Raw genomic sequence first — 25178 nt, forward strand, 5'->3', positions numbered from 1 at the left:
AGGGAATCGAATTTTCTTTCTCTTCCTGCGGGTACTTAGATGTTTCAGTTCCCCGCGTCTACCTTCAACTGAGCTATGTATTCACTCAGCGATAATAGGCGATAAAACCTATTGGGTTTCCCCATTCGGAGATCTCCGGATCACAGTTTACTTACAACTCCCCGAAGCATATCGCAGTTAGTCACGTCCTTCATCGGCTCCTAGTGCCAAGGCATCCACCATGCGCCCTTAATAACTTAACCTAAATTATCTTACGATAATGGTTATGAGTTTAGCGATACAAACTAATTTGTTTTAAACTCTTTAAAACGCGGTGTTCTCGGTTATTTTAATTAACAAAGAAATAAAAGATATTATCTAGTTTTCAAAGAACAAGTTTGATGACTACGTCATCAATGGAGCTTAACGGGATCGAACCGTTGACCTCCTGCGTGCAAAGCAGGCGCTCTCCCAGCTGAGCTAAAGCCCCAAAATATTTATTTGAATGGGCCTAAATGGACTCGAACCATCGACCTCACGCTTATCAGGCGTGCGCTCTAGCCAGCTGAGCTATAGGCCCAAATAAGCACCTTGAGAAAAGTAAATCTCTCAAAACTAAACAAAGCATTCGATAAAGTGCAGGTTTCCGTAATATCCTTAGAAAGGAGGTGATCCAGCCGCAGGTTCTCCTACGGCTACCTTGTTACGACTTCACCCCAATCATCTGTCCCACCTTAGACGGCTGGCTCCAAAAGGTTACCCCACCGGCTTTGGGTGTTACAAACTCTCATGGTGTGACGGGCGGTGTGTACAAGGCCCGGGAACGTATTCACCGCGGCATGCTGATCCGCGATTACTAGCGATTCCGACTTCATGTAGGCGAGTTGCAGCCTACAATCCGAACTGAGAACGGCTTTAAGAGATTTGCTAAACCTCGCGGTCTTGCGACTCGTTGTACCGTCCATTGTAGCACGTGTGTAGCCCAGGTCATAAGGGGCATGATGATTTGACGTCATCCCCACCTTCCTCCGGTTTGTCACCGGCAGTCTTGCTAGAGTGCCCAACTAAATGCTGGCAACTAACAACAAGGGTTGCGCTCGTTGCGGGACTTAACCCAACATCTCACGACACGAGCTGACGACAACCATGCACCACCTGTCATTCTGTTTCCGAAGAAAAAGTCCTATCTCTAGGATTGTCAGAAGATGTCAAGACCTGGTAAGGTTCTTCGCGTTGCTTCGAATTAAACCACATGCTCCACCGCTTGTGCGGGCCCCCGTCAATTCCTTTGAGTTTCAACCTTGCGGTCGTACTCCCCAGGCGGAATGCTTATTGTGTTAACTGCAGCACTGAAGGGCGGAAACCCTCCAACACTTAGCATTCATCGTTTACGGCGTGGACTACCAGGGTATCTAATCCTGTTTGCTACCCACGCTTTCGAACCTCAGCGTCAGTTACAGACCAGAGAGCCGCTTTCGCCACTGGTGTTCTTCCATATATCTACGCATTTCACCGCTACACATGGAGTTCCACTCTCCTCTTCTGCACTCAAGTCTCCCAGTTTCCAATGCACTACTCCGGTTAAGCCGAAGGCTTTCACATCAGACTTAAAAGACCGCCTGCGTTCCCTTTACGCCCAATAAATCCGGATAACGCTTGCCACCTACGTATTACCGCGGCTGCTGGCACGTAGTTAGCCGTGGCTTTCTGGTCAGATACCGTCGAAACATGAACAGTTACTCTCATGCACTTTCTTCTCTGACAACAGGGTTTTACGATCCGAAGACCTTCTTCACCCACGCGGCGTTGCTCCATCAGGCTTTCGCCCATTGTGGAAGATTCCCTACTGCTGCCTCCCGTAGGAGTTTGGGCCGTGTCTCAGTCCCAATGTGGCCGATCAACCTCTCAGTTCGGCTACGCATCATTGCCTTGGTAAGCCTTTACCCCACCAACTAGCTAATGCGCCGCGGGCCCATCCGAAAGCGGTAGCCGAAACCACCTTTCACATAAACACCATGCGGTGTTCATGGTTATGCGGTATTAGCACCTGTTTCCAAGTGTTATCCCCCTCTTTCGGGCAGGTTGCCCACGTGTTACTCACCCGTTCGCCACTCAACTCTTTATCGGTGAGTGCAAGCACTCGGTGATAAAGAAGTTTCGTTCGACTTGCATGTATTAGGCACGCCGCCAGCGTTCATCCTGAGCCAGGATCAAACTCTCAATTTAAAGTTTGTGACTCTTTATTTTTACTAGCGAATTGACTTCGCAAAATGTTTATTTGCTCTTATCGCTTAGATAAGAGACCCTGCACATTTGCTTATCGAAACTTTGTTCAGTTTTCAAAGATCTACTTGATAATCAGTTGCCGAAACAACTTCTTTATTATATCATCTCTTAGAAATTATGTCAACAATTATTTTTTAAATAATTTATTAAATGATTTCTAGGCGACTTATTTATCTTATCAGATCAACAATGATCTGTCAATAAATATTTTAAATTTTAAATCGTTGTCTTTAGCAACAACTTTTATATGATAACATCATCAACAACTCAATGTCAATAATTACTTTTTAGCAAGTTATTTGCTCATCTCAACGACAAATAATATCTTACCAAGATACGCGACTGCGGTCAACAATTTTTTTAAATTTTTTAAAAAAAAGAACCGTGGTCACTTCACAGATCACGACCGCGGTTCTTTTACTATTTTAGATGTTTTGTGTAATTCCAAGTTTTTAATTCAAAATCTTTGAAATCATCGGTCTCAAGTACTGTGATCGAAGTATTAGCGACTAACCCTTCTTTTCTGATCGTATTAAAGTCTGTGCCTAATAACGATTTCACTCCGATCGAGATCACTAAGGCGTGAGCTGCTACTAAAACATCATCAGTTGGATGTGCTTGAAAGATCTTTTCTAATTCGTACGTGACCCGTTTTTTTAAATCTAAATAGCTTTCAGCATTAAATGAGCTTCCATCAAAATGGAGTGGATCATGAATGAAATCATATAAGCGCGGATCACTACTATGCTTAGCGATCGGATCACCATCCCAATCACCAAAGTCAAATTCTCGCAATTCATCTGCCGTTATGATCTCAGGCCTTACTTTTAATTGGGAGATCACTGCTTTAGCAGTATCTTGGGCCCTTTTTTGCGGGCTAACATACGCTTTAGCAAAGGACACATCTTGTAAATAAGCACCGGTCTTTTTAGCATTTACGATACTTTCAGCCAATAAAGGCGAGTCGACTCGGGCTCCTTGTAAAATATCAGCTTGATTGAACTCTGTTTTTCCATGGCGTACAAAATAAAATCTCGTCATCTCTTCTACCACTCTTCTAAAAATCTGTTTACTAAAAGCTTACCTTCAGTCAAAACTAAAGGTAAGCTCAACGTTAAATATTATGCTTCTGGATCATCTTTAGTGATCTTTTCTAAACCACCCATATATGGACGTAAAACTTCTGGGATCGTGACCGAACCATCTTCATTTTGATAGTTTTCTAAAATGGCTGCGACTGTACGTCCAACAGCTAACCCTGAACCATTCAAAGTATGCACGAATTGTAATTTACCATCGTCATCCCGATATTGGATGTGCGCGCGTCGTGCTTGGAAATCTTCACAGTTCGAACAACTTGAGATCTCACGGTACGTATCTTGGGCTGGCATCCAAACTTCAAGATCGTGAGTCATAGCCGCACTAAAGCCCATATCACCAGTCGAAAGTGTGATCACGTGGTAAGGTAACCCTAGTTTTTCCATGATATTGCCTGCATTTTGCGTCATTTTTTCTAATTCTTCATAAGAATTTTCTGGTTTGGAAAATTTGACCATTTCAACTTTATTGAACTGATGCATCCGGATCAAACCACGTGTATCACGACCAGCACTGCCAGCTTCAGACCGAAAACTTGGTGTCAAAGCTGTGAAATAAACAGGGAGATCTTCTTCTTTGATCACTTCATCGCGGTAATAGTTAGTCAAAGGTACTTCAGCAGTCGGGATCAAAGTCATATCTTCGCCGTTTACTTGATAAACATCTTCTTTGAACTTAGGAAATTGTCCTGTGCCATACATTGTTTGGGCATTTACGATATATGGAGGTAAAACTTCAGTATAACCTTCTTTAGCATGTTCATCTAACATGAAGTTATATAAAGCACGTTCTAAGCGAGCGCCCCACCCTTTATAGTAAACAAAACGTGCCCCAGAAACTTTTGCGCCTCTTTCAAAATCTAAGATCCCAAGGTCTTCGCCGATATCCCAATGAGCTTTAGGTTCAAAATCAAACTTACGGGGTGTCCCGACTTTGCGGATCTCAACGTTGGCTTCTTCGTCAGCCCCAACTGGGATCGTTTTATTTGGTAAATTAGGTAAGCGCGCTGCCATATCGTGGACGAGCGCTTCAACTTCAGCTAATTTAGCATCAAGCTCTTTGATCTTGCCCCCGACAGTCCGCATTTCCATGATCGCTTCGGTCGCATCTTCTTTATTGCGTTTAGCTTGTGCGATCGCTTCGGAAACTTCATTGCGCTTTTGTTTCAAACTTTCTGTTTCAACTAAAAGTTCGCGTCTTTCTTTATCTTTTGCTAACAAAGTATCGATCGTTTCAGCCGCTACTCCACGTGTTGCTAAACGTTCTTTGATCTCTGTTGGATTTTGTCGGATCATTTTGATATCTAACATATATCTGCACCCTCTATAATATAGAGTTTTTCCTTTCTTAAAATGAATTAATCGAAAAAAAGAGCCATTCCATCCCCTGATTGGGACGAAAAGACTCTCTTCGCGGTACCACCCAAGTTCGACTAAGTCGCACTCGATCAAATAACGGTCTCCCGTGCGGCATTACCCGCCCATACATAGTTACACTGGAGTTTCAGCTCACGGTTTCCACCGACCACCGTGTCTCTTGCTTGCTTACTTATGGCGAACTTTGATGTTTCGATTATTTATATCAGTATCATAATATTAATTTTGCAAAATAGCAAGTCTCTTTCACCACTTATTCGAGCGTCTCATCGATCTTTACTTGTTTTTCAAGTTTTTCTTTTGAAATATCATGTGGTGTCAGATCGACTTGCTCTAGCGGGATCAATTTCGTCTTATATTTGACTTTATAGTAAATGTATAAGATCAAAAAGAGAGGCACTGACATGTAGGAGACCCCGATCGCTTGCCAGTTGAAATCTTTGAACGACTGGATATCTTGTCCAATGATCACTAAGATACATAAGATCAAGGCTAAGATCGGTCCGATTGGGAACCATTTAGCCTTATATTTCAACTCGCTTAGCTCATGTCCTTGAGCCTTAAAAGCCCGACGAAAACGATAGTGTGAAACAGCGATCCCGATCCAGGCGATAAAGCCTGTCAAACCACTGGCACTCACTAAGAAACTATAAACTTGATTACCAAAAATACTTGCTAGGAAAGTAAAGAGTCCCACTAAAGTCGTGCCTAAAAGCGCAAAAACTGGGATCCCATGAGAGTTGATCCGTGAAAACATCTTTGGGGCATCCCCATCGACTGCTAAACTAAAGAGCATACGCGTTGAAGCATACATCCCTGAGTTAGCTGCTGATAAAACTGATGTTAAAATAACAGCATTCATCACCGAAGCTGCCGAAGCTAAACCAGCACGTCGAAAGACTAAAGTAAACGGACTGATCGCGATATCACTTGCTTCAGAACCTAAAAGGTTAGGACTTGTATATGGAATGATACATGCGATCACAAAGATCGAAAGGATGTAAAAGAGCAAGATCCGCCAAAAAACTTGTTTGATCGCTTTTGGCAAACTCTTTTCAGGATCTTTAGTCTCACCTGCTGTGATCCCGATCAATTCAGTCCCTTGAAACGAGAAACCAGCCACAACAAAGACGCTCAAGATCGTTGGGATCCCCCCAACAAAAGGTGCATCTTTATATGCAAAGTTTTCTAAATAAGTCGCATGTCCACCTAAGATCCCAAAGATCGTTAAAAGCCCAACTGCTAAAAAGACTAACACAGTGATCACTTTGATCAATGCCATCCAATACTCGGCTTCACCAAAAGATTTGACCGAAAGCGCATTGATCGTAAAAATGATCAGTAAAGCCCCTAGACTAAAGATCCACGAAGGAATATGGGGGAACCAAAATTTCATAACTAAAGCAACCGTCGAGATATCGACTGCTAAAGTGATCGCCCAGTTGAACCAATAGTTCCACCCCATCGCAAAACCAAAAGCCGGGTCAACAAAACGTCTTGCATAGGTTGCAAATGATCCAGTTACAGGAAGATAAGTTGCCATCTCCCCTAAAGAAGTCATCAAAAAGTAGACCATCAAACCGATCCCTAAGTAAGCGACTAACGCGCCTCCTGGACCAGCCGTCGAGATCGCCGAACCACTTGCGACGAATAACCCAGTGCCGATACTTCCGCCAAGCGCGATCATTGACAAGTGCCTTGTCTTCAACGAGCGCTTCATCGTATTCTTCTCTGCCATAAAAAAATCCTCCTATTTTTTAGAGAAGGCCATGCAAGCAATTAAAAAACGCATCTTCGCCTAAATGTCGAAAATGCGCTTGTTTTTATCTATCAAAATATTATCAAAATCAGTTCATTTTATCTCGATAGCGCTCCGCAGTTCTAACTGCGACAGTCCTTAGTCTCTTAAACTAAGGCCCAGTTACACTAAAATAAAGTTTAGCTCCCTTCGGCAAAGACCCCTTTCACTGTTCATCTGCGTTGCTTTATCAACTCCAAACAGCTACTGATAGTCTTTGCGACCTCTTCTCCGACAACTCTGATTTTAACTTGGATCTGCGTTGATTGCAAGTAAAAATTTTGTGTACTACCCTTCTGCTTGCTTGAGCTGAGCATGAAGACTTGCACTTTCGATCTGTTCAGCTAAAAAGCTTTCATCTTGGAGTGGAAAATGTTGTTCAACAGTCGCAAACGGTTCGACTGAGATCTTACCGCTCGCCAATTCAAAATCTAACACATGGCCCCCAAAACTCTTTGCGTCATCTAAAAAATGCAAGTGATATCCAGCAACTGCCATCCCATCAAAAAGTCCTGGCGCATAGTACCCTAGCAAAGTCCCAGTAACATTTTGTTTTTCAAAAACAGTTTGGGCAGCTGCTACTGCAGTTAAAGGTGGATAGGGTGGTTCTTGTTTGGCCACAGCCCGTGTTTTGACTTGTTTAAAGCGCCCCGTGGCTGTGACTGCAAAAAACAAATTTTTATACGGATACTTCGCTAAGACCGCTTGTTCAAATGCCTTTTTATCCAAAGCTTCACCTTCAAAAGTATCCTTTTTCTGCGCAAAATGCACAGTTGCAAAGGGAACTTTTTCAGATTGCTCCAAGATCCGTACCCGACCAGTACTTTGAACTAAATAAGGTGTCCCAGCTAATAAGATCATCTCACCATCAAGTCCACTTGCCGTTCCGATCCCATGATCGCCGTGCTCTAACAGTTCGGCTACTGAGAGCGTCCCGTTAAAAAGCCCTGGGACAAGCATCCCCAACGTTCCGTGTTGATAAACTTTTGCTTCTTTTTGTTTCATCGCATTCACCTTCATTTTAGTGGAGTTGATCTTCTAAGATCGATTTGCCTAACTCATGGTTGAAACTATAATCAACTGGGATATCAACGATCGTTGGTCCTTTTTCCTTAAATGCTTTATCTAAAACAGCTTCTAACTCGGAAGCTTTATTGACCCGATAACCTTTTGCCCCAAAGCTTTCCGCATATTTGACAAAATCGACTGGCCCAAACTTGACAGCAGCAGCTTGCCCATATTTCATCTCTTCTTGGAATTTGACCATGTCGTAATTGCCGTCATTCCAAATGATATGCACGATATCTAGATCAAGGCGCACTGCAGTTTCAAGATCTTGCGAAGAAAAAAGAAAACCTCCATCACCAGAAATAGAAACGATCTTTGTCTTAGGGCGCACTAAAGCCGCTGAGATCGCCCAAGGCAAAGCAACACCTAACGTCTGCATCCCATTACTAAAGAGAAGATGGCGTGGTTCGTAGCTTCGGAAATGCCGTGCCATCCAAATGTAAAAACTACCCACATCGACCGTAACTGTCATCTCATCAGTAACACGATCTTGAAGTGCTTGAATGATGCTCAATGGATGACTCAAAACTTGATCTTTTGTCACTTCAGGGGGAACATCTCGCTTTTGGAGCGTTTTTCGGAGTTCTTCTAAATAGGCTTTAGCTTCTTTCGGGACTGAATAACCTTTCATATATGGTAATAAAAAGTCGAGTGTCTGCGAAATATCACCGACTAATTCGCGCTCTGGTTGATAGTGCTTATCGATCTCAGCCCGCATTGAATCGATCACAACGATATTTGCACTGCGATCTGAATTCCAGTTACGTGGCTCATATTCGATCGGATCGTATCCGATCGCGATCACTAGATCACTTTTCTTCAAGAGCTGATCCCCAGGCTGATTACGGAAAAGTCCAACCCGCCCAAAGAAATCGTCTTCTAATTCGCGCGGAATGATCCCAGCACCTTGGAAAGTCTCGACAACTGGTAAATGCGTTGCTTGGATCAAACGCCGGATCGCGTCTGTCGTTTCTGGATCTGACGCGCGCATCCCTAATAATAAGACAGGTAGTTTAGCTGCTTTGATCCGTTGTGAGAGCAAAGTCGATTCGATCGGACTGGCTGGTCCAAGTTTAGGCGCTTCTAGCGGTTCGATCACACTTGTCTTGACTTTAGCATCAGTCACATCTTGTGGGACTGAGACAAAACTTGCACCTTGTTTAGCTGCTTCGGCTTCTTGGTAAGCGTTGGCGATCACTTCTGAGATATTTTCTGGTTCTTGGACTTCAGCACTATATTTCGTGATCGGTTCAAATAAGGCCGCGTTTTTCATGCTTTGGTGTGTCAAGCGCAAAAGATCAGTGCGTTGAACTTGACCAGCGATCGCCAAGACTGGATCACCTTCGGCTGTCGCAGTCACTAACCCCGTTGCTAAATTAGACGCACCTGGTCCCGAAGTCGTGATCACGACTCCAGGGCGGCCTGTGATCCGTCCGATCCCTGCCGCCATAAACGCCGCATTTTGTTCATGTCTTGTCAAAATAAATTGTGGTGTGCGTGGATCTTTTGGATGCTCTAAAAGTTCAAAAACGCGATCGATCTTCGCACCCGGGATCCCAAAAACGTATTTGACATCATGATTGATCAAACTATCAACGATCGCATCTGCACCATAATATTGTTTCTCTGTCACGGTTCAATTGCCCCCTATCAAACTAACTTTTGCTATTACACAATATTTCATTACTGTAATTAATTATAGCACAACAAAGAGCCCACACAGTTGGTGAGCTCTCTAGGCTAATTCTAAATAAAAAAGTTGCTGATCTTTATTTTCATTTTCGACATACCAATCATCGACGTGATATTTTTCACCGGCTAAAAAACCATTTTTCAATAAAACTTTGCTTGAAGCTTGATTATGCCTTGCAACTCGGGCTTCTAAGCGCTTGAGTCCTCGAGCTTTAGCGTATGCGACCACGGCTCCCAAAGCTTCACTCATATAGCCTTTATGCCAGTAATCTTCATTCAAGGCATATCCTAGCTCACATACTTTATCTTTGTGTGCGACTTGATAAAGTCCGATATTGCCGATGACTTTTTGCGTTTCTTTGAGTTCCAACATCAAGCTTCCAGCACGCTGTAACATCGCACCAAATAACATCGCCTGAGGTAACGTTTCACAGCAACTAAAGCCTGCAGCACGTGCAACTTTTATTTGATTGGCATATTCAAATAGATCTTCAACATCAGCAGATCCAAAGGGACGCAAATATAAGCGTTTTGTCTCCAGCCGTACTTCCACCGGATCATTCATCCCCTTAACCTATTTTCTTCGTTTGTCTCGTGACTTGAAAGTATAGCGTTCATTTGTGAGCGCTTGTGGTTTTAGTGCTAATAACAAACAGATGATCTCTCCGACTCCAGTTAATAATAGGAGCAAATAAATAAGTGGGATCTCTGCATCATGGAAACGCCGCGTCAAAGCAGTCAAGACAACTAATAACCAAAATGTCATACAGATAAAAGAGAAAAAGCTAAGCACTGAAGCACGATCAAAGGTAAGTGAAGCTCTTAAAGTATCGATCAAAAGAAACCCACACGTTATCACGCTCAAAAAGAGCAGATATGAGCCTAAGAGACCATACCAAAAATCAGCCCGTCCCATTCGTTTGTCAGTTTTAAAACAGTCCTTTAACATCAATTTAGTGGATGCTATTAATCCTGGACGTTTTGATTCGTTCCTAGGAAGTTGCAATTTAGCCCGTAAAGCTTCTTCTTTTTGTTGTTTTTCTTGGATCATGCGCGCATTTTCTTGGCGGATCTGCTCGATCAGATCTGTCAATTCAGTCGCATCAGTCTCGAGTCTACTCTGCTCATTCTCAGATGCAAGGGGCTCTGGTTCTTCTTTTGGTGTTTCTTTATATTCAAAGATCGCCTGATCATGACCACAATATGGACAGTAATTTGAATTGACCGGGATCTGCTCTTCACATTTACGACACGGCTTTTTTTCACCTGCAAGATCACGCTCTTGTAAAACACCGCAGTAAGGACAATGCGTAGCTTCAGTAGCGATCTTACGGTCACAACGTTGGCAATAATACATTTTTTCTTCCTAATATATGACTTTGACTAAGATCAAAGCCATATAGTTTTCCTTTCCAGATAAAAGATAGTCTTACTTAGATGATATCATATTGTTATTTTATACCCAAACTCAAGACTTTTATTATTTTTTAAGGTTTAACGAGGGCTAATTTGTTAAAATTAGAACTGTATATTATTTTATCAAAGGATGATTTTATTATGTTAGACACAGCCTTGCTCATGTTATTAGTCGGCATTTTTGCTGGGATCATGGGTGCTATTCTTGGGATCGGAGGTGGAATGATCGTCACTCCGATCGTCACTTTAGCGATGGGGCTCGATATCAAATATGCGATCGGGGCCAGCATCGTTGCCGTGATCGCTACTAGTTCAGGTTCCACGATCGCCTTTTTAAAGGATGATGTTTTAAATTTGCGCGTTGCGATGTTTTTAGAGATCGCAACTACGATCGGAGCGATCATCGGTGCCCTTTTGACTGGTGCCTTTGATCCTACGATCTTGTATGTGCTATTTGGGAGTTTACTTGTCTTTTCAAGTTGGAATATGTACCGCAAGATGCGCGCTGGCAAAGAAGTCTTAAAACGCGTCCACCCTGACAAATGGGCGGAAAAGCTCAATTTGAATAGCTCTTATTATGATAAAAACTTAAAAAAACAAGTTGATTACCAAGTCGAAAATATTCCCGGGGGCTTTTTGATCATGCTAGGTGCTGGACTAGCTTCTGGCATGCTTGGGATCGGCTCTGGCGCGTTTAAAGTGATGGCCATGGATGGTGCGATGAAAATGCCTTTAAAACCATCGAGTGCCACAAGTAATTTAATGATGGGCGTTACTGCCGCCGCAAGTGCAACAGTCTACTTTTTTAACGGTTCGATCCGCCCAGACATTGCTGTTCCGTTAGCTTTAGGGATCTTAGTTGGTTCAACTTTTGGGAGCCGGATCATGCAGATCTTACCGTCAAAAGCGATCCGGATCATCTTTATCCCGATCTTACTTTACTTAGGTCTGCAAATGATTCTTAAAGGATTTGGGGTGACGATCTAATGACAGAAAAAAAGACCACACGAAAAGAAATGCTTGAAGTTGAGATCGTGATCGGTAAGATCATGCGTATTGGGGTGATCATCGCCGCTTGTGTGATGCTTCTAGGCTTAATGATGTTTTTTGCCACTGGCCAAAGCGGTTATCCAGGGACGACTTTTCCAACGTCATTTACTGCGATCTGGCAAGGTCTCTTAGCTTTTAAAGCTTATGCTTACATGATGGCAGGGATCTATCTTTTGATCTTGACGCCTGTTTTACGCGTCGTGATCTCGATCTATGCTTTTTATAAAGAACATGACTATCTTTATGTCAAGATCACAAGCCTTGTTTTAGCGATCTTGATCCTCAGTGTTTTTATCGGTCATCACTAATTTATCTTTTAAGGAAAGGAACGCTCATTTATGGCAAAGCAAAATGACCGTGAGATCCAAAAATCAGCTAGAAAGCATACATCTAGCAAGGCGCGCGCTCGTGGTTGCTTTTTTTGGTTTCTTTTGATCTTTGTGATCACAATATTTTTAGGTGGAAAATTTGTCAATGAAAAATATATTGTAGCTCGTAAGGCGGCCGACTCGATCTATAGCCCTTCTAAACAAAAAAAGACACGCAACGTTTCACAACTCTTAAAAGCTGGGCGCCCGATCTCGATCTTGATGATGGGGACTGACACAGGAGCTTTAGGGCGGGATTTTAAAGGACGAACAGATACTTTGATCGTAGTTGTCTTAAATCCAAAGACCCCAAAAATGACAGTCGTTAGTCTCCCACGTGATGCCGAAGTTGCTGTTTATGGCTATGAAGATGCTTTTCCAAGTAAGCTAAATTCAGCGTACGAATATGGGGGATCCCTGACAGCCGTTGAAACAGTCCAAAAATATTTAAATGTGCCGATCGATTTTTACGCAACGATCAACATGGGTGGCTTGGAAAAACTGATCGATGCAGTCGGCGGGATCGAAGTCGATCCGCTTTTGACTTTTAGTTATGACGGTCAAAGCTTTACTAAAGGCCAAAAAACTAAGATGAATGGTAAACGCGCACTCGCCTATGTTCGGATGCGTTATGACGATCCACGAGGTGACTATGGTCGCCAAGATCGCCAACGTCAAGTCTTAACGCAAGTCGCTTTTAAAGGTGCCGACGTTAGCAACCTTCTAAATGAAAAATTTTTAAAAACGATCTCTAAACAAATGGTGACCGACCTAAGTTTCAACGATCTCATTTTGCTTGGTCTCAAATACCGCGTTGCTACACATGATATGCAGACCGATAGTCTGAACGGTCAAAGTCAAATGATCGCCGGGCAATCGTTTGAGGTCCCGACAACTTCTGAAAAACAACGGGTCACTGACCTTTTACGGGCTGCTTTAGCTCTCAAAAAGGCGCAAACTGGTAATACTTTGACTGATTCAACAACGATCGATACGACTCAAGATTGATCTAAACGAAAAAAAGGCATCTTAAGGCAATGTCATTAAGTTAAGCCTACAGTACTAAAGATTAGATATTGAAAAAGAGATCAGAAACATATTTTGTAGTTATCTGATCTCTTTTTATCACGACAAATAAGCTGATAGTTAATCAAATTTTTTTATCAGCACGTTCTTTTATGTTATTCTGTAGTTGAATCCTGATGCTTTTCTTCTGCTGGATGATCTTTTATAATGCCGACCATTCCTGATTGGAAGAATATTTTTAGAAATATAGGATTCTAACCGTTTTGGTGGGGATTTTCCTCTAATAAAAGATCTACACAGTCTCACAGCGACTGTAAAATTAACTTTATATTGATATGATCGAGCCTTTTCTTGGAGTGATACATGATCTATGATCATTTGGGTGAAATTGTACACTATAAGTTTAGCGTAGATCTCTTGAAGGATCCCCACTATTTTTTTAGCGTGAAAGTTCAATAATCCCAAGGTATGTTTCAATGTCCTGAATGCTGTTTCTATCCCCCAACGTAAATGGTAAAGCTTTTTTAGTTTCCAAGCTGGATATGAACTTTGATTTAGATTAGTTACTACAGTCACATCCTTGTCTTCGGATACAGAAAAACGTACTATTCTAAATTCAAGTGAATAAAATTCAGTTGGGTCAGCTTTCTTGGTTTTTTGTGATAAAAAATCGAAGGTCACATTGGCCGGTATAAATCTATAAGAATTACGTTCTCTAAATAATTCCTTAGTTTCTCTAGTTTGTTTACGTGTTAATTTTAGTGTGAAATGTTTATCGAATTGGCGTTCATCTGGAAGTGCTATTCCACTGATCACGCCATTGTTGTTTCGTACTCTGATCAAGAAAGACCAACCTTTTTCTTGGATGTGCGCTAAGGTATTATAAGATTCATATCCTCTATCGCCAATAATGAGCGCCTTAGGGATTTTAGAACGAGCGATCATTTTATTCAAGGCATTGCGCTCATTATCCATACCTTTTTGGACGATCACATCTGTATAAATTTGTTTGTCTAAGTCAAAGAGTGCGTTAAGGTGAAGTAAATTATAAGCTTTGCGACCATTTGGAGATGGAAAATAAGAGCTTTTATCAGTTGGATCAGTTGGGATATGAATACTAGAGCCATCGATAGCTAGGATCCTGATTTGACTTTGAGTGTTTTGTGATAATCGATCGGAAAACAGATGGAAGAATTTTTTAAACGCCTCAGCTTTTACTTTATATCTTTGTTGTGTAAAAGCTGAAACAGTGAGTTCCGGTATACCTCCTGTTAGTTGTGATAATTCACTTAGAATAGTCCCGCCACCCATTGATAGAATATAAAGTAGCGTGTCTTTAAAAACAAGTTTTCTCTGACGTATAAAATCACGTTTGGGATCGACAACATATTTTTCTTTTTCTTGGTCGATCGAGTCAAGGGTAGTTAAAAATAACTTTTTCAGTTGTGCTATATTCATAATGCTCACCTCCGTACATTAATAATCTCTATTAACGTCATAGATGTCAAAAAAGAGAGCTTGTATCAAATTTCTAAATTGAAATTTGATACAAGCTCTCTTAACTTAATGACATTGGCATCTTAAGGGTGTCTTTTTATTTATGTCATAATCGTCTTCTTTATCTATGTTCGGAAACAAATTTTTTGGAAAGTAATATAGTATCGTACTAAGGTTTAGTAGTGAATCTAGGCACAACACAAAAAAGAGAAAAGTATCTCAGAAATCTTCTGGGGTACTTTTCTCTTATAGAGGCTAATTACGTCACAACCTCTTGATGCTTTTAATCTTTTACAACGTTTGCGGCTTGTGGTCCACGTTCGCTTTCTTCAACATCAAAAGTCACATGTTGACCTTCTTCTAAAGTCTTGAAGCCTTCACCTTGGATAGCTGAGAAGTGAACGAATACGTCACTACCATCTTCGCGTGTGATGAAGCCAAAACCTTTGTCTGCGTTAAACCATTTAACTGTTCCTTGTTCCATAATATGAGATCCTCCTCGTGCCAAAATGGCATAATTAATTGTAATTCTTGATCGGCACATTGATGGAGAAAGTTATAAAGAAACATCCTAGCCACAATACCCTATACAAAAATACGATTTAATTATAGCATACGGTTATCTTGATTGATACTAAAACGCCTTGACGAAGATGTAATGTGCTGCTTTGTGACCAATACTTGTCTCTTCGCCACTTTCTTTAAAGCGCAATTTGATCGGACCTTCAAATGGGGCATGCTCTAAAACTTCCAGCTGATCGCCGATCTTGATATCGATATCGGCCAAATAGGCTAATAGTTCGTGGTTATCAATAAAACGGTCAACGACGAGCTCAGAACCGTCTTTAGTATCAGCCAATGTTAGGTGACTCTCTTCTTCATAGTGTCCCAATTTATCTGGGATCACGCCCCCATGTGGACAATGATCTGGATAGCCAAGAAATTTTTCTAAGTGATCCATCAAATTATCACTAGTCACATGTTCCAAAACTTCTGCATCACTATGCACATCTTGGAGCTTATAATTTAACTTTTCAACTAAAAAAGTTTCCCATAGACGGTGACGACGAACTAATTTCTCAGCAACTTTAACGCCTTCTTCAGTCAAAGAGATCCCCGCGTATGGTGTATGCGTTGCTAAACCTTCTTTGACTAACTTATTGACCATTTCAGTCACTGAACCGGCCGCAATATTTAAACTCATTGCGATCTGTTTATTTGAAACTTGCTGTTTCCGACCGCCTAATTCGAATATTATTTTTAAATAGTCTTCCTTTTTAGGTGTCATCTCAATCTTACCTCTATTAAAATACGTCGACTGTCGCAACAGTTACTAACGTGATGTTTTATCCATGATCCAAGGATAAAACTTTTTCTTTAAATCATCTCAACAATATTTGAGCGTAGGCAAAGGTATGGTCCTTAGCCCATACCTTTCAGTCCATTATACACTAATTTCCATGCTTGAATCTAATAATAGTTTAGAGCTCAAGATGCTCAATAAGTGTCTGCATATCGGGCGGGAGCGGGGCTTCAAACGTCATTTTTTTGGCAGTAAACGGATCGATGAAGTCTAACTTCTGAGCGTGCAGCGCTTGACGTGCGATCAATTCTTGCGATCCGCCATAAAGCTTATCCCCTAAAAGTGGATGCCCGTTAGCACTAAAATGAACTCTGATCTGATGAGTCCGTCCGGTATGCAATTTAACAGCAACTAAACTCGTCCCATGAGCATGACCTTTGACCCAATATTCTGTTTTAGCTGGCTTTCCATCTGAAACGACCCCATAGCAAAATGAATCTGCTAAACGTCCTAACGGTTCCTCGATCAAGCCATGTTCAGGAGTGACTTTACCAAAAACAAGTGCCAAATAACGTTTATCTAACATAGCTTTTTGCTTGGCCAATAACGTTTGACCGAAACTATGTTTTGCAAATAAAACAACTCCACTTGTATACCGATCGAGCCGCGTAATGATCCGCGGTGTCTGCGTGCCATCTTTTTTTGTAATTAAATATCCTTTGACGCGATTGACTAAAGTGTCCGTCTGGTTACTTGGTCCAGGTACACTTGTCAGCCCTGCCGGTTTATCCACAACGATCCAATGCTCATCTTCATATAAGATCGTGATCGGCGCAAAACTTGGCGCCACATGCTCTTCTGGCGGATCAGGAGGCAATTCTAAAGTGAGCTCAACTTTTTTAGGTAATAAAACAGGGACGGCAGTTTTGACTCCATCTAAATAAACTGTGCCATAACCCTTTTTTATTTTGCCATAAAGACGTTGGCTCACTCCTTGCCTTAAAAGAAAATTTTTTAATGTCACTTCTTTAGCATCATTTTTTTGCCAAGTGATCTTCATCTGTAATAAATTCCTTTCACTTCAACTTTTAACGCCAATAGATCATCATTAAAATATCAAAGACCATGACCATGATCAACAAAACGAGCATAAATTTGACCCAAAAATCTTGACTGATAAAAAGTGGCGTTACTAATGTCTCAACACAGTATATATATATCCCGATCAAAATGACCGCCATCTCAATATAATTTCTCTTATGCATGACTTTTCCTTAAGCAAAATTGATTTCTCTAAAAAATATACCAAGCATTGCCTAAGAGATGCAAATAATAGTGTTAAAATAAGAAGTAATGCTTTTAATGGCAAATGATTTTTAGACCGAGGTTTTCTATGTTACATGTCAAAACAAAAAAATATCGTCCGTTTATAGCAAGTATTTGCTTAGTGATCTTTGTCAGCCTAGCTTTTTTAGTCGAAACTAAAGTTAGCTTGATCACCCAGCTCGATTCTACGATCCAAAGAGCTTTAGTTCCTTATACGACAGCCAATATGACAAATTTAGTCGAAAAGATCACCTTTTTAGGCGGCCCTGAAATGGCCTTTGTCTTTTCACTTCTTTTGTGCTTATTCATCTATTTAAAACATGATCTGATAGATGCAACTTGGGCATTATTGAACGTCATCAGTTGTAATTTGATCAACTATTTAGTTAAAAATCTAGTTGCTCGTCCACGCCCAAGTGATAAACTCGTGGCGATCGGGGGCTATAGCTTCCCAAGTGGACATACTTTTGGAACAGCACTCTTTGTTTTTTTAGTACTCCATTTCCTTTTACCACACTTAAAGCGGATCAGTTCCAAAGCGTTATGGATCTTTCTTGGTGGTTTTTGGATCTTAGTGATCGCATTGACCCGGATCTATCTACATGTTCATTATCCAACTGATACGATGGTAAGTTTTTTCCTTGTTTCTTTTCTCTTTGAAAGTTCACTCATGATCTATGCAGCTGTTCAAAAAAGATATTATTCTTAATGACATACATGAAGAGATATTCTTAAATTTCAAAAGCGTTTATGCTTAGAGATATATTTATTTTTAGATTTTTAATGAGATTCAGCCGGAAATCCCGTGACTTCAGTCATGGGATGGATAGGCCCTGTCAAGCTCCGTAAGGGGCTTTTTTCATCTCATTGTATTTTTGATCGTTTATATATTTTTCAACTACTTCTTTACTCATATTACCTAACGTGCTCATGTAGTAACTAGGAGACCATAAATGACCACTCCAGTATCGAGACTGCCGAATTTCCGGGTGTCGACGTAAGAAAATAAAGGCACTTCTGCCTTTGAGCGCTTTGATGGCGCTAGTCGGTGCCTTGCTAGGCGGAAAGCTAATTAAGACATGAACATGGTCAGGCATAACTTCCATTTTCTCGATTACGATTTCGTTATCCTCGGCTACTTGCCATAGGATATCCTTCATTTCGTTTGATAACTCATCAGTAGTAAAAGTTTTATGACGATATTTAGTAACCCAAATTAGATGGAAATGGAAGTTATAGATATATCGTCTGGTATATACTGCGTCTTTGATTTTATCTTTACTCATTTTATTTACCCCTATATTTATTATCATTGACATATGATACAATATCATTATATCAATTAAGGAGGTGGAATTAAATGAAATCAATGGCGAAAATGCAATATCATTATGGCCTGAAAATGCGTTGCTACCCTAGTGACCAACAAAAGCAGTTGATTAAAATTAACAGTGACGCTAGTCGCTTTATCTATAACGAAATGGTTGCGATCGGTAAGGAACTGATGCAACTTCGCAGAGTTAAGTTACCGATTGACACAGTCCAGGAGCGTATTAAGCAACTAACTATGCGTCAAAACGCTAAACAAATGTCTAATCACTATCAATTTTTAGAAGATAAACGAATTGACAGTTTGGCGAAAGCTAATGCCATTCAGAACTACCGAAAAGCTTGGAATGCCTTTCGGAAGGTTCACACTGCTGGTGTTCCTAAATTTCATCGAAAGAGTTATCGCTGGCGTTATCAAACCAATTGTCAATACCCAGGGCAAAAGACTGCGTTGCTAACTAACGGTACAGTATGTTTTCTAGATAATAGCCATATCAAAGTACCTAAAATAGGATTGTTACGTGTTGCCGGTTCCCAAGCACGTCTCTTGAGGAGAATGTGTGAGACTAGAATTGGTACTGTGACATTGACTAAAGATCCAGCGGATCACTTCTTTCTATCAATGCAACTAGCTTCAGATGAATCTTTTGTTAAAGTGTCCAAAGCTAATCACGGACATATTGGAATTGATCTTAATACTGATAATTTCTTAACCGATAGTGACGGTAACACAGTTCCTAACCCACGATATTATCGTACTATTAAAGGCAAATTAGCTAAAGAACAGCGTATTCTATCTAGACGACAACGCCGTGCCAAGAAAGAACATCGCTCTTTACAGAATAGTAAAAATTACCAAAAGCAACGCTTGTTAGTTGCTAAACTCCATGCCAAAGTAATGAACCAAAGACATAATTTCCTCCAACAAATCTCTACTGCACTAATCAAGAACCACGATTTAGTAGTAACTGAGGAGTTGCGTAGTAAGAATATGCTCAAGAATCATGCTTTAGCGCTTAGTATTTCTGACGTTGGCTGGCGAACATTTCTCGGCATGTTGGCTTATAAAGCTAAGCTGTATAATCATCAGTTCGTGACTGTCAGCCCGAAAAATACTACTCAAACTTGCAATGATTGTAGTTTTATCATGGGAACTAATAACACCGAGAAACTAACCTTGGCTGATCGTGAATGGACGTGTCCTAATTGTGGTATTCATCATATTCGTGATTGGAATGCAGCTAAAAATATTCTGGATAAGGGAATTGCTAAATTATCCTAGCTTATCTGTCCCTATGGCAACCTGGGGACATAAAAGGCGTTGGTAATTAGACGACCGCTACTTGATTGCAACCTTGGTTGGTCAAGCAAGTTGTCCCTATCTACGCAAATTGTGGTCTGAAATTCACGAGGATTTTCGGCTCACAAGCCATTGACTTTAGTCAGTGGTGGTTGACTTTACAATTCAAGCGCAATTGTCCAAAGCATTGATAAAGCTCAATTGCTCTGTCCCCAATACTAATGAAAAGAGATTACGATAATATTTGAAAAAATCCATACCAGCTGTAATAATTTATATAGTCACACTTGAAAGGAATGGTGCCTAGATAATTATTTCAAACATTATTGACAAGATAAATAAATCTTAAAATCGTAAATTCAACCACTAACATCAATTTGACTGATAACACCCCAAGATCTGCAACATCTTGGGGTGTTTCCTAGTGAAAAAATTGCTATATTTTAGATAGATGGAGATTTGAACTACCCCAACTTAACCTAAAACTGCCGTTTCTTAACGGTTTGAAGTTGGTGATTTTGGGAACACAGCAAACTTGCCAGTCTAGTTTTTCACTAAGTCGGTAGCGGTCACTGCTTTGTTACCATTCACAACACGTTTTTTAGCTAATTTTCTTTGATGTTACTTGTCGATCAGCAGGAGTGATGAACTTTTAGAGTTCTAACTGTAACGTCTGATCTTTCAGCCGTTTCTTTTGTTTTTATCATTGACATAATACTCATCACACACTTTATTTTTTCTATAGGTGTTACATCTTTTAATATGTTTTGGCAACAGTTAAACTACTCCCAACACTGTAAAATCAGAACAGTAGCAGCTAAACATAGCCACTTCTTTTGGTTCTAACATCGCCATAATATCTACCTCGCATTTTACAACAAGGTGATTTCTTCGTTCGCTCCGAACCAAATGATTAATTCAAAGTTTTCTTTTTATATTTTTAAGATTATTATTAAAAAGATTGATTTTTAATTAAATTTATTATAGAATTTATAACTGAAAGGTGCTTTGATCATCTCACCTTTCATGTCTAATGCTCACCTACAGTTTTTATAGTTGCTTCTGTAGAGCTTAGACTATCAATTCCGCTGTGTGCCCTCGATAAACGGGGGCATTTTGCTTATATATTTGAGAATAACACCTTAACAACAAAATTCCTCGTCAATCTTAAGCGAACATAGAAAATATTTCCATTGTGTAGAGGCAAATAATTACTAGGCCGAATGTTTACTTCTACTCATTGGGATTAACTAAGGTTCAAAACAATTACTTAAATTTAGAATGTAATTTCCCAAGATTTATTATAAAGCATAGTGGAGTTGGTTAAAGTGCTCAGATGTGGTGCCCACAGAATTATAACTTTCTGAGAGGGTTAGTTTCCAAAAACAAGTTAAAAGATATACTTTCTCTGAGCTATATGTTAAATTTATATTAAGAGCTAACTAGCGTGGTGGCTCAGTTAAACTCTTCTTTGCTCGAGGTCGCTTTGTAGTTTTCAAGGTCTATAAAGCCAACTCGTATTATGTTTTCACTCTCGATGCGAGATCGAGAGTGTTTTTTTTGATTCTACCAAACAAAAAGCCCCGCTAAATAAAATATCGAAACTATGTAGATCAAATGCTAAGCGCCACATAATCAGAAAAAATTACAGTTTTTCCTTTCCTAATTTTATTTACTACCGCATCCTACACTAAGAAAGTTTTACCTTTTCATTCAGACGATCAGCTTCCTCTAGATCTGGGTTGATCAGCAACCTGCTTTTTAGCCCCCACCAGTAGAAAAATAAACTTACGATAATGATCGTCAAGAAATCATACGGATATTTGAAAAAATCATTCCCATGAAAACCACGACTACCAGCATACGACATCACTGATAGAAAGACAAGATAGCATAAAAACCAACCACCACTTTTTAGTTGCTCTTTTAAAGAAGTTTGCTTGTTCTTTAATTCATAGTAAATATAAAGCGGTAACCCAAGTGCGATCGCTCCGATCACTTGAACAGTCGTCGGCCACATCGCCCAATAGATCGCTAAACTCGCGATCACAAACGTCACTGGTGCAACTAGTGGCATCCATTTTGACTGCACTGGACGGGTATAGTTTGGTCGGAGCTTTCTCAGTGAGATCACTGTGACTGGTCCTGTCGCATACGCTACTAAAGTTGCCACACCCATCACACTTGCTAGCAAACTCCAATCACGAAAGACTAAGACTAAAAGTGTCCCCACAAATAAATTAGCCAAATAAGCCAAACGTGGATTACCATATGTGCTATCGACTTCACTTAACCACTGCGGGATCCGGCGGTTGCGCGTCATCGCCGCTAACGTCCGTCCTGACGTTGCTGCAAAAGAAACACCTGTGCCAAACGGTGAAATGAAGGCATCTAAATAAAGTAAGATCGATAACCAATGGAGCCCAAGTAAGATCGCAATATCTGCAAATGGCGAGGCAAATTTTAGTCCACTCCAACCAGCTTTAGCTAACTGTGCTGGTTCAACGGCTCCAATAAAAGCGACTTGTAAAGCAATATAGATCACCGTTGCAACTGTCAATGAGATCGTGATCGCCCAAAAAATATTTTTCTGTGGATCTTTGATCTCACCCCCGATATTGATCACTGTTTGAAAAGCATTATATGACAAGATGATCCCCGAAACAGTCGTTGCTTCAAAGATCGGACTTGTTCCATTTGGCATAAAAGTCGCTAGTGAGTGTCCAAAATTTTCACTATGAAACCCAGAATACATCAATAAAGTGATCGTAAGTAACGGTACTAAGATCTTAAAGACTGAGATCAGATTAGTAAAGCGTGTCAGCACACTGACTGACCAAAAGTTGATCAACGTAAAAACGACCATAAATAAAAAGACGATCCCTAGTCCCGCTAAAGTCAACTGACCTTGGCGCATAAAGTTGCTCGTCCAATTAGCCCATGACCACGGCCAAGTGCTCATATATTGGACTGCTGCTACCGCTTCGATCGGGATCAAAGCTACTAGTGAGAGCCAGTTGGCCCACGAAGCGATAAACCCAACCAATGGTCCGTGGCTATACTGGGGGTAACGACTCATCCCCCCGCTTTCAGGAAGCATCACACCTAGTTCGATATAGTTGAATGCGATGATCCCGATCACAAAAGCCCCGATCACCCATGAGATCACCGCGGCTGGTCCTGCAACAGCGGCAGCTTCACTTGAACCAAAAAGCCATCCCGAGCCGATCAACGAGCTGATCGCAAGCATCGTAGCTGAAAATAAACTTATCCTTCTATTTTTCACTTTTATAAATCCCCAAATTCTTTTAGCGTTACTTTTCATTGTAACATATTCTTTCTAGACCAAACTCACCTAAAACACTTACAAATTTGCATAAGCATACTCTTCTATACAAGATGTAAGCAAGTATATCAAATGATTATATCTTAAAAAGAAATATAGCTTTGCCTTTCCTAATTTTATTTATTACCCAGGTTCCTATATCCTAACTTGAGGTAATGACATTGACTAGCGCCGGTAACTTTAGAGTATGGCCCACCTTGTTATATTTTCTAATTTGATAAGATCAAAAGATCAGCTACCGCATTTTCATCTCTGTCCATAGCTACACCACATTCATAACAAATATATTCATTATGCTTATACCATCAAGGCCAACTTTATCTTCACCAGACTTAATGAAGTCCAACTTAGGACAACACTGCGTGCTAAGCCAGTATTTATAGATTACTTTTTCACTAATACTTGTCTAAAGTGGTCGAATAATGAACGTTGTAGCTCTTTAGAAACAACATGTATCATCTGTTTTTCTTGGCTAGATCTTCTATCGCGATCTGATTGTAGTTAATTACTAACTTAGTAGTAAACTTTTGAATAATGTCACGTTATACCAGCCACTTTACGATTATCCCGCTGTAACTTTGGTCTCGTCTTAACGTAATTATTTGTTTTAGTAGATTTTTTACCATCACAACCCGTTTTTTAGCCAAATTTCTTTGATAATGCTTAATACGTTCATAGAGTCATTTCAAATTATCTGGCAAAGTATTGATCTTACCGTCTGTGTAGTTTAGATGTCCTACATTGGCGTCAACAGCTAAGTTCTTACCTGCCTTTTCATCTCGACTCAAAAAGTAAATTAAAACAACTCTTAATTTATCTTCTAAGTTCTTAACAATTTTAAATATAATATCATATCAAGTTTTGATTCCCAGAGACCTCTCTAAGCGTAGTTCCCCCATTAACACTCTTAACTAAATCTGCTTCAAAGCCTTACCTAGATCAAAAATCGCTAATTGTAAATAGCAAACAGATAACAAGTATTGCCAATTTTCTTTATTGGCTATTGATTCATCACAGACTTTACGCTCACTAAGTCGAGCTTTCGTATCTTCTAAAATCAACGAGCTATCGTAAATATCATTCTATAAAGCTAAATCTTGATTCCGACAAAAACATCGATAATCATATAGATCATCCTATCTTGCCCCTATATTTCCTTAAACTAAACGGCAAGAAAACACATGAATAATACTTACCAAATCATCTACAAGTTCTTGTATCGGTCTCTATGTAACTTGGCAAAATACCCTAGCACTGAAGAATACATGTTATTCAAACACAGTAGGATCCTATGTCCATAACTAACAATTCACCCAAAATTAACTTTATAATTATATTCAAATCTTGTTATAATTATGTTTAGGGGGAGATAAAATGCTGAATATAAAAGCTATAATAAGTATTTTAAAATTGAGTATCAAGGAACATTTTATACTGTACTTTTTTGCTTTTTTAATGCTGATGGGAAATTTATTTGAAAAAGCATTGCACCTAGAATGGCTTTATAATAATTCTGCTTGGATAATACCTTTATTGACATTATTTTTTATCGCCATTTTAACTGGTGAATTCCTCGAAAGTAGACAAAGAGAATTCGCAGAAAAAAAAGTTTTTAAGAAAGTTCATTGGAAGAAACATCATAAACAGTTACAATACAAGAATTATATTTTAAACCTTAAAGGTAGAAAAAAAACAATAGTATATTCGATGTATGAGAGTGATCGACATAGAGGTTACCTTAATATCTACGATTCGGATGTATTGGATTTATTAGGACATGAAGTTATTATTCCACCGAGTAAAAGAATATTAGTCGATCACTACAGTAAGGTCATAAAACATAATGAAATACAGCAATTGTTTATCTTAGCACCTATGGCTGTACAGATAATCGAAGAAAATCTACTGTAAGACTGGCAG

The 25178-nt window shown here is 40.0% G+C and carries 20 protein-coding genes, 2 tRNA genes, 2 rRNA genes, 1 pseudogene and 1 riboswitch (1 of these 26 running past the window's edge); of the genes and pseudogenes, 6 read left to right on the plus strand and 19 right to left on the minus strand.

Features of this window, described 5'->3' with window-relative positions; all coding sequences use genetic code 11:
• The 11 genes from QFX10_RS02550 to QFX10_RS02600 form a co-directional block, all read right to left on the minus strand.
• Positions 1–242, minus strand: a 23S ribosomal RNA gene (locus QFX10_RS02550); it reaches 2681 nt to the left of the window's first position.
• 154 nt (positions 243–396) lie between these two features.
• Positions 397–469: transfer RNA gene (locus tag QFX10_RS02555), tRNA-Ala, on the minus strand.
• 16 nt (positions 470–485) lie between these two features.
• A tRNA-Ile gene (locus QFX10_RS02560) sits at positions 486–559 on the minus strand.
• Between the two features lie 81 nt (positions 560–640).
• Positions 641–2205, minus strand: a 16S ribosomal RNA gene (locus QFX10_RS02565).
• The 16S and 23S rRNA genes sit together here with 2 tRNA genes alongside, the layout of an rRNA operon.
• A 480-nt stretch (positions 2206–2685) precedes the next feature.
• Positions 2686–3306, minus strand: a complete 621-nt coding sequence (locus tag QFX10_RS02570) for a histidine phosphatase family protein (RefSeq protein WP_280606665.1) — start codon at positions 3304–3306, stop codon at positions 2686–2688.
• 80 nt (positions 3307–3386) lie between these two features.
• Complete coding sequence (gene serS / locus QFX10_RS02575; protein WP_280606666.1) at positions 3387–4673, minus strand: serine--tRNA ligase; 1287 nt, start codon at positions 4671–4673, stop codon at positions 3387–3389.
• A gap of 319 nt (positions 4674–4992) precedes the next feature.
• Positions 4993–6477 (minus strand): amino acid permease, encoded by a 1485-nt coding sequence (locus tag QFX10_RS02580; protein WP_280606667.1) that lies wholly within the window; start codon positions 6475–6477, stop codon positions 4993–4995.
• A 120-nt stretch (positions 6478–6597) separates the two neighbouring features.
• Positions 6598–6774: riboswitch (Lysine riboswitch) on the minus strand.
• 51 nt (positions 6775–6825) lie between these two features.
• Entirely contained in the window at positions 6826–7542 is a 717-nt protein-coding gene (gene budA, locus QFX10_RS02585) for an acetolactate decarboxylase (RefSeq protein WP_280606668.1), read from the minus strand.
• A gap of 16 nt (positions 7543–7558) precedes the next feature.
• On the minus strand, positions 7559–9238 hold the full coding sequence (gene alsS / locus QFX10_RS02590; RefSeq protein WP_280606669.1) for an acetolactate synthase AlsS: 1680 nt from the start codon (positions 9236–9238) through the stop codon (positions 7559–7561).
• A gap of 102 nt (positions 9239–9340) precedes the next feature.
• Positions 9341–9850 (minus strand): GNAT family N-acetyltransferase, encoded by a 510-nt coding sequence (locus QFX10_RS02595; protein WP_280606670.1) that lies wholly within the window; start codon positions 9848–9850, stop codon positions 9341–9343.
• A 21-nt stretch (positions 9851–9871) separates the two neighbouring features.
• The gene (locus QFX10_RS02600) at positions 9872–10654 is read right to left on the minus strand and encodes a zinc-ribbon domain-containing protein (RefSeq protein WP_280606671.1); all 783 of its coding nucleotides are present in this window, start codon (positions 10652–10654) and stop codon (positions 9872–9874) included.
• Between the two features lie 200 nt (positions 10655–10854).
• Between QFX10_RS02600 and QFX10_RS02605 the strand changes: the two genes are divergently transcribed.
• The 3 genes from QFX10_RS02605 to QFX10_RS02615 are packed head-to-tail and all read left to right on the plus strand — an operon-like array spanning position 10855 to position 13139.
• Entirely contained in the window at positions 10855–11700 is an 846-nt protein-coding gene (locus QFX10_RS02605) for a sulfite exporter TauE/SafE family protein (protein ID WP_280606672.1), read from the plus strand.
• Entirely contained in the window at positions 11700–12071 is a 372-nt protein-coding gene (locus QFX10_RS02610; RefSeq protein ID WP_280606673.1) for a DUF1634 domain-containing protein, read from the plus strand. The genes QFX10_RS02605 and QFX10_RS02610 overlap by 1 nt, the downstream gene beginning before the upstream one ends.
• Positions 12072–12101: 30 nt before the next feature.
• On the plus strand, positions 12102–13139 hold the full coding sequence (locus QFX10_RS02615; protein WP_280606674.1) for an LCP family glycopolymer transferase: 1038 nt from the start codon (positions 12102–12104) through the stop codon (positions 13137–13139).
• 168 nt (positions 13140–13307) lie between these two features.
• On the opposite strand, the gene QFX10_RS02620 is transcribed toward QFX10_RS02615, so the two are convergent.
• The 5 genes from QFX10_RS02620 to QFX10_RS02640 all read right to left on the minus strand — a co-directional run bounded on the left by QFX10_RS02620 (position 13308) and on the right by QFX10_RS02640 (position 17222).
• Positions 13308–14615, minus strand: coding sequence for an IS4 family transposase (locus QFX10_RS02620; protein WP_280605492.1), 1308 nt, complete (start codon positions 14613–14615; stop codon positions 13308–13310).
• A gap of 322 nt (positions 14616–14937) precedes the next feature.
• A complete protein-coding gene (locus tag QFX10_RS02625) occupies positions 14938–15138 on the minus strand; it encodes a cold-shock protein (RefSeq protein ID WP_280606675.1) in 201 nt (66 codons plus the stop codon).
• 150 nt (positions 15139–15288) lie between these two features.
• Entirely contained in the window at positions 15289–15942 is a 654-nt protein-coding gene (locus QFX10_RS02630) for a metal-dependent transcriptional regulator (protein ID WP_280606676.1), read from the minus strand.
• Positions 15943–16135: 193 nt separating this feature from the next.
• A complete protein-coding gene (locus QFX10_RS02635) occupies positions 16136–17017 on the minus strand; it encodes an RluA family pseudouridine synthase (RefSeq protein ID WP_280606677.1) in 882 nt (293 codons plus the stop codon).
• A gap of 28 nt (positions 17018–17045) precedes the next feature.
• Positions 17046–17222, minus strand: coding sequence for a hypothetical protein (locus QFX10_RS02640; protein ID WP_280606678.1), 177 nt, complete (start codon positions 17220–17222; stop codon positions 17046–17048).
• A gap of 128 nt (positions 17223–17350) precedes the next feature.
• Here QFX10_RS02640 and QFX10_RS02645 point away from each other — a divergent pair, with 128 nt between their 5' ends.
• Complete coding sequence (locus QFX10_RS02645; RefSeq protein WP_280606679.1) at positions 17351–17992, plus strand: phosphatase PAP2 family protein; 642 nt, start codon at positions 17351–17353, stop codon at positions 17990–17992.
• A 127-nt stretch (positions 17993–18119) separates the two neighbouring features.
• Here the strand turns inward: QFX10_RS02645 and tnpA are convergent, their stop codons facing one another.
• Positions 18120–18569 carry an IS200/IS605 family transposase gene (tnpA, locus tag QFX10_RS02650; RefSeq protein ID WP_280606323.1) on the minus strand — a complete coding sequence of 150 codons (450 nt, stop codon included), beginning with the start codon at positions 18567–18569 and terminating at the stop codon, positions 18120–18122.
• 74 nt (positions 18570–18643) lie between these two features.
• Between tnpA and QFX10_RS02655 the strand changes: the two genes are divergently transcribed.
• Complete coding sequence (locus QFX10_RS02655; protein ID WP_280606680.1) at positions 18644–19894, plus strand: RNA-guided endonuclease InsQ/TnpB family protein; 1251 nt, start codon at positions 18644–18646, stop codon at positions 19892–19894.
• 1708 nt (positions 19895–21602) lie between these two features.
• Here the strand turns inward: QFX10_RS02655 and QFX10_RS02660 are convergent.
• Together QFX10_RS02660 and QFX10_RS02665 are read right to left on the minus strand one after the other, a co-directional pair.
• Positions 21603–23237 (minus strand): APC family permease, encoded by a 1635-nt coding sequence (locus QFX10_RS02660; RefSeq protein ID WP_280606681.1) that lies wholly within the window; start codon positions 23235–23237, stop codon positions 21603–21605.
• Between the two features lie 230 nt (positions 23238–23467).
• Positions 23468–24394 (minus strand): annotated as a pseudogene (locus QFX10_RS02665) (transposase); the annotation flags it as partial.
• 238 nt (positions 24395–24632) lie between these two features.
• Between QFX10_RS02665 and QFX10_RS02670 the strand changes: the two are divergent.
• Positions 24633–25169: a super-infection exclusion protein B gene (locus tag QFX10_RS02670; protein ID WP_280606682.1), complete on the plus strand. Its 537-nt coding sequence runs from the start codon at positions 24633–24635 to the stop codon at positions 25167–25169.
• Positions 25170–25178: the final 9 nt, after the last annotated feature.

It is taken from the genome of Ligilactobacillus faecis (genome assembly GCF_029889745.1).
GTDB lineage: Bacteria > Bacillota > Bacilli > Lactobacillales > Lactobacillaceae > Ligilactobacillus > Ligilactobacillus faecis.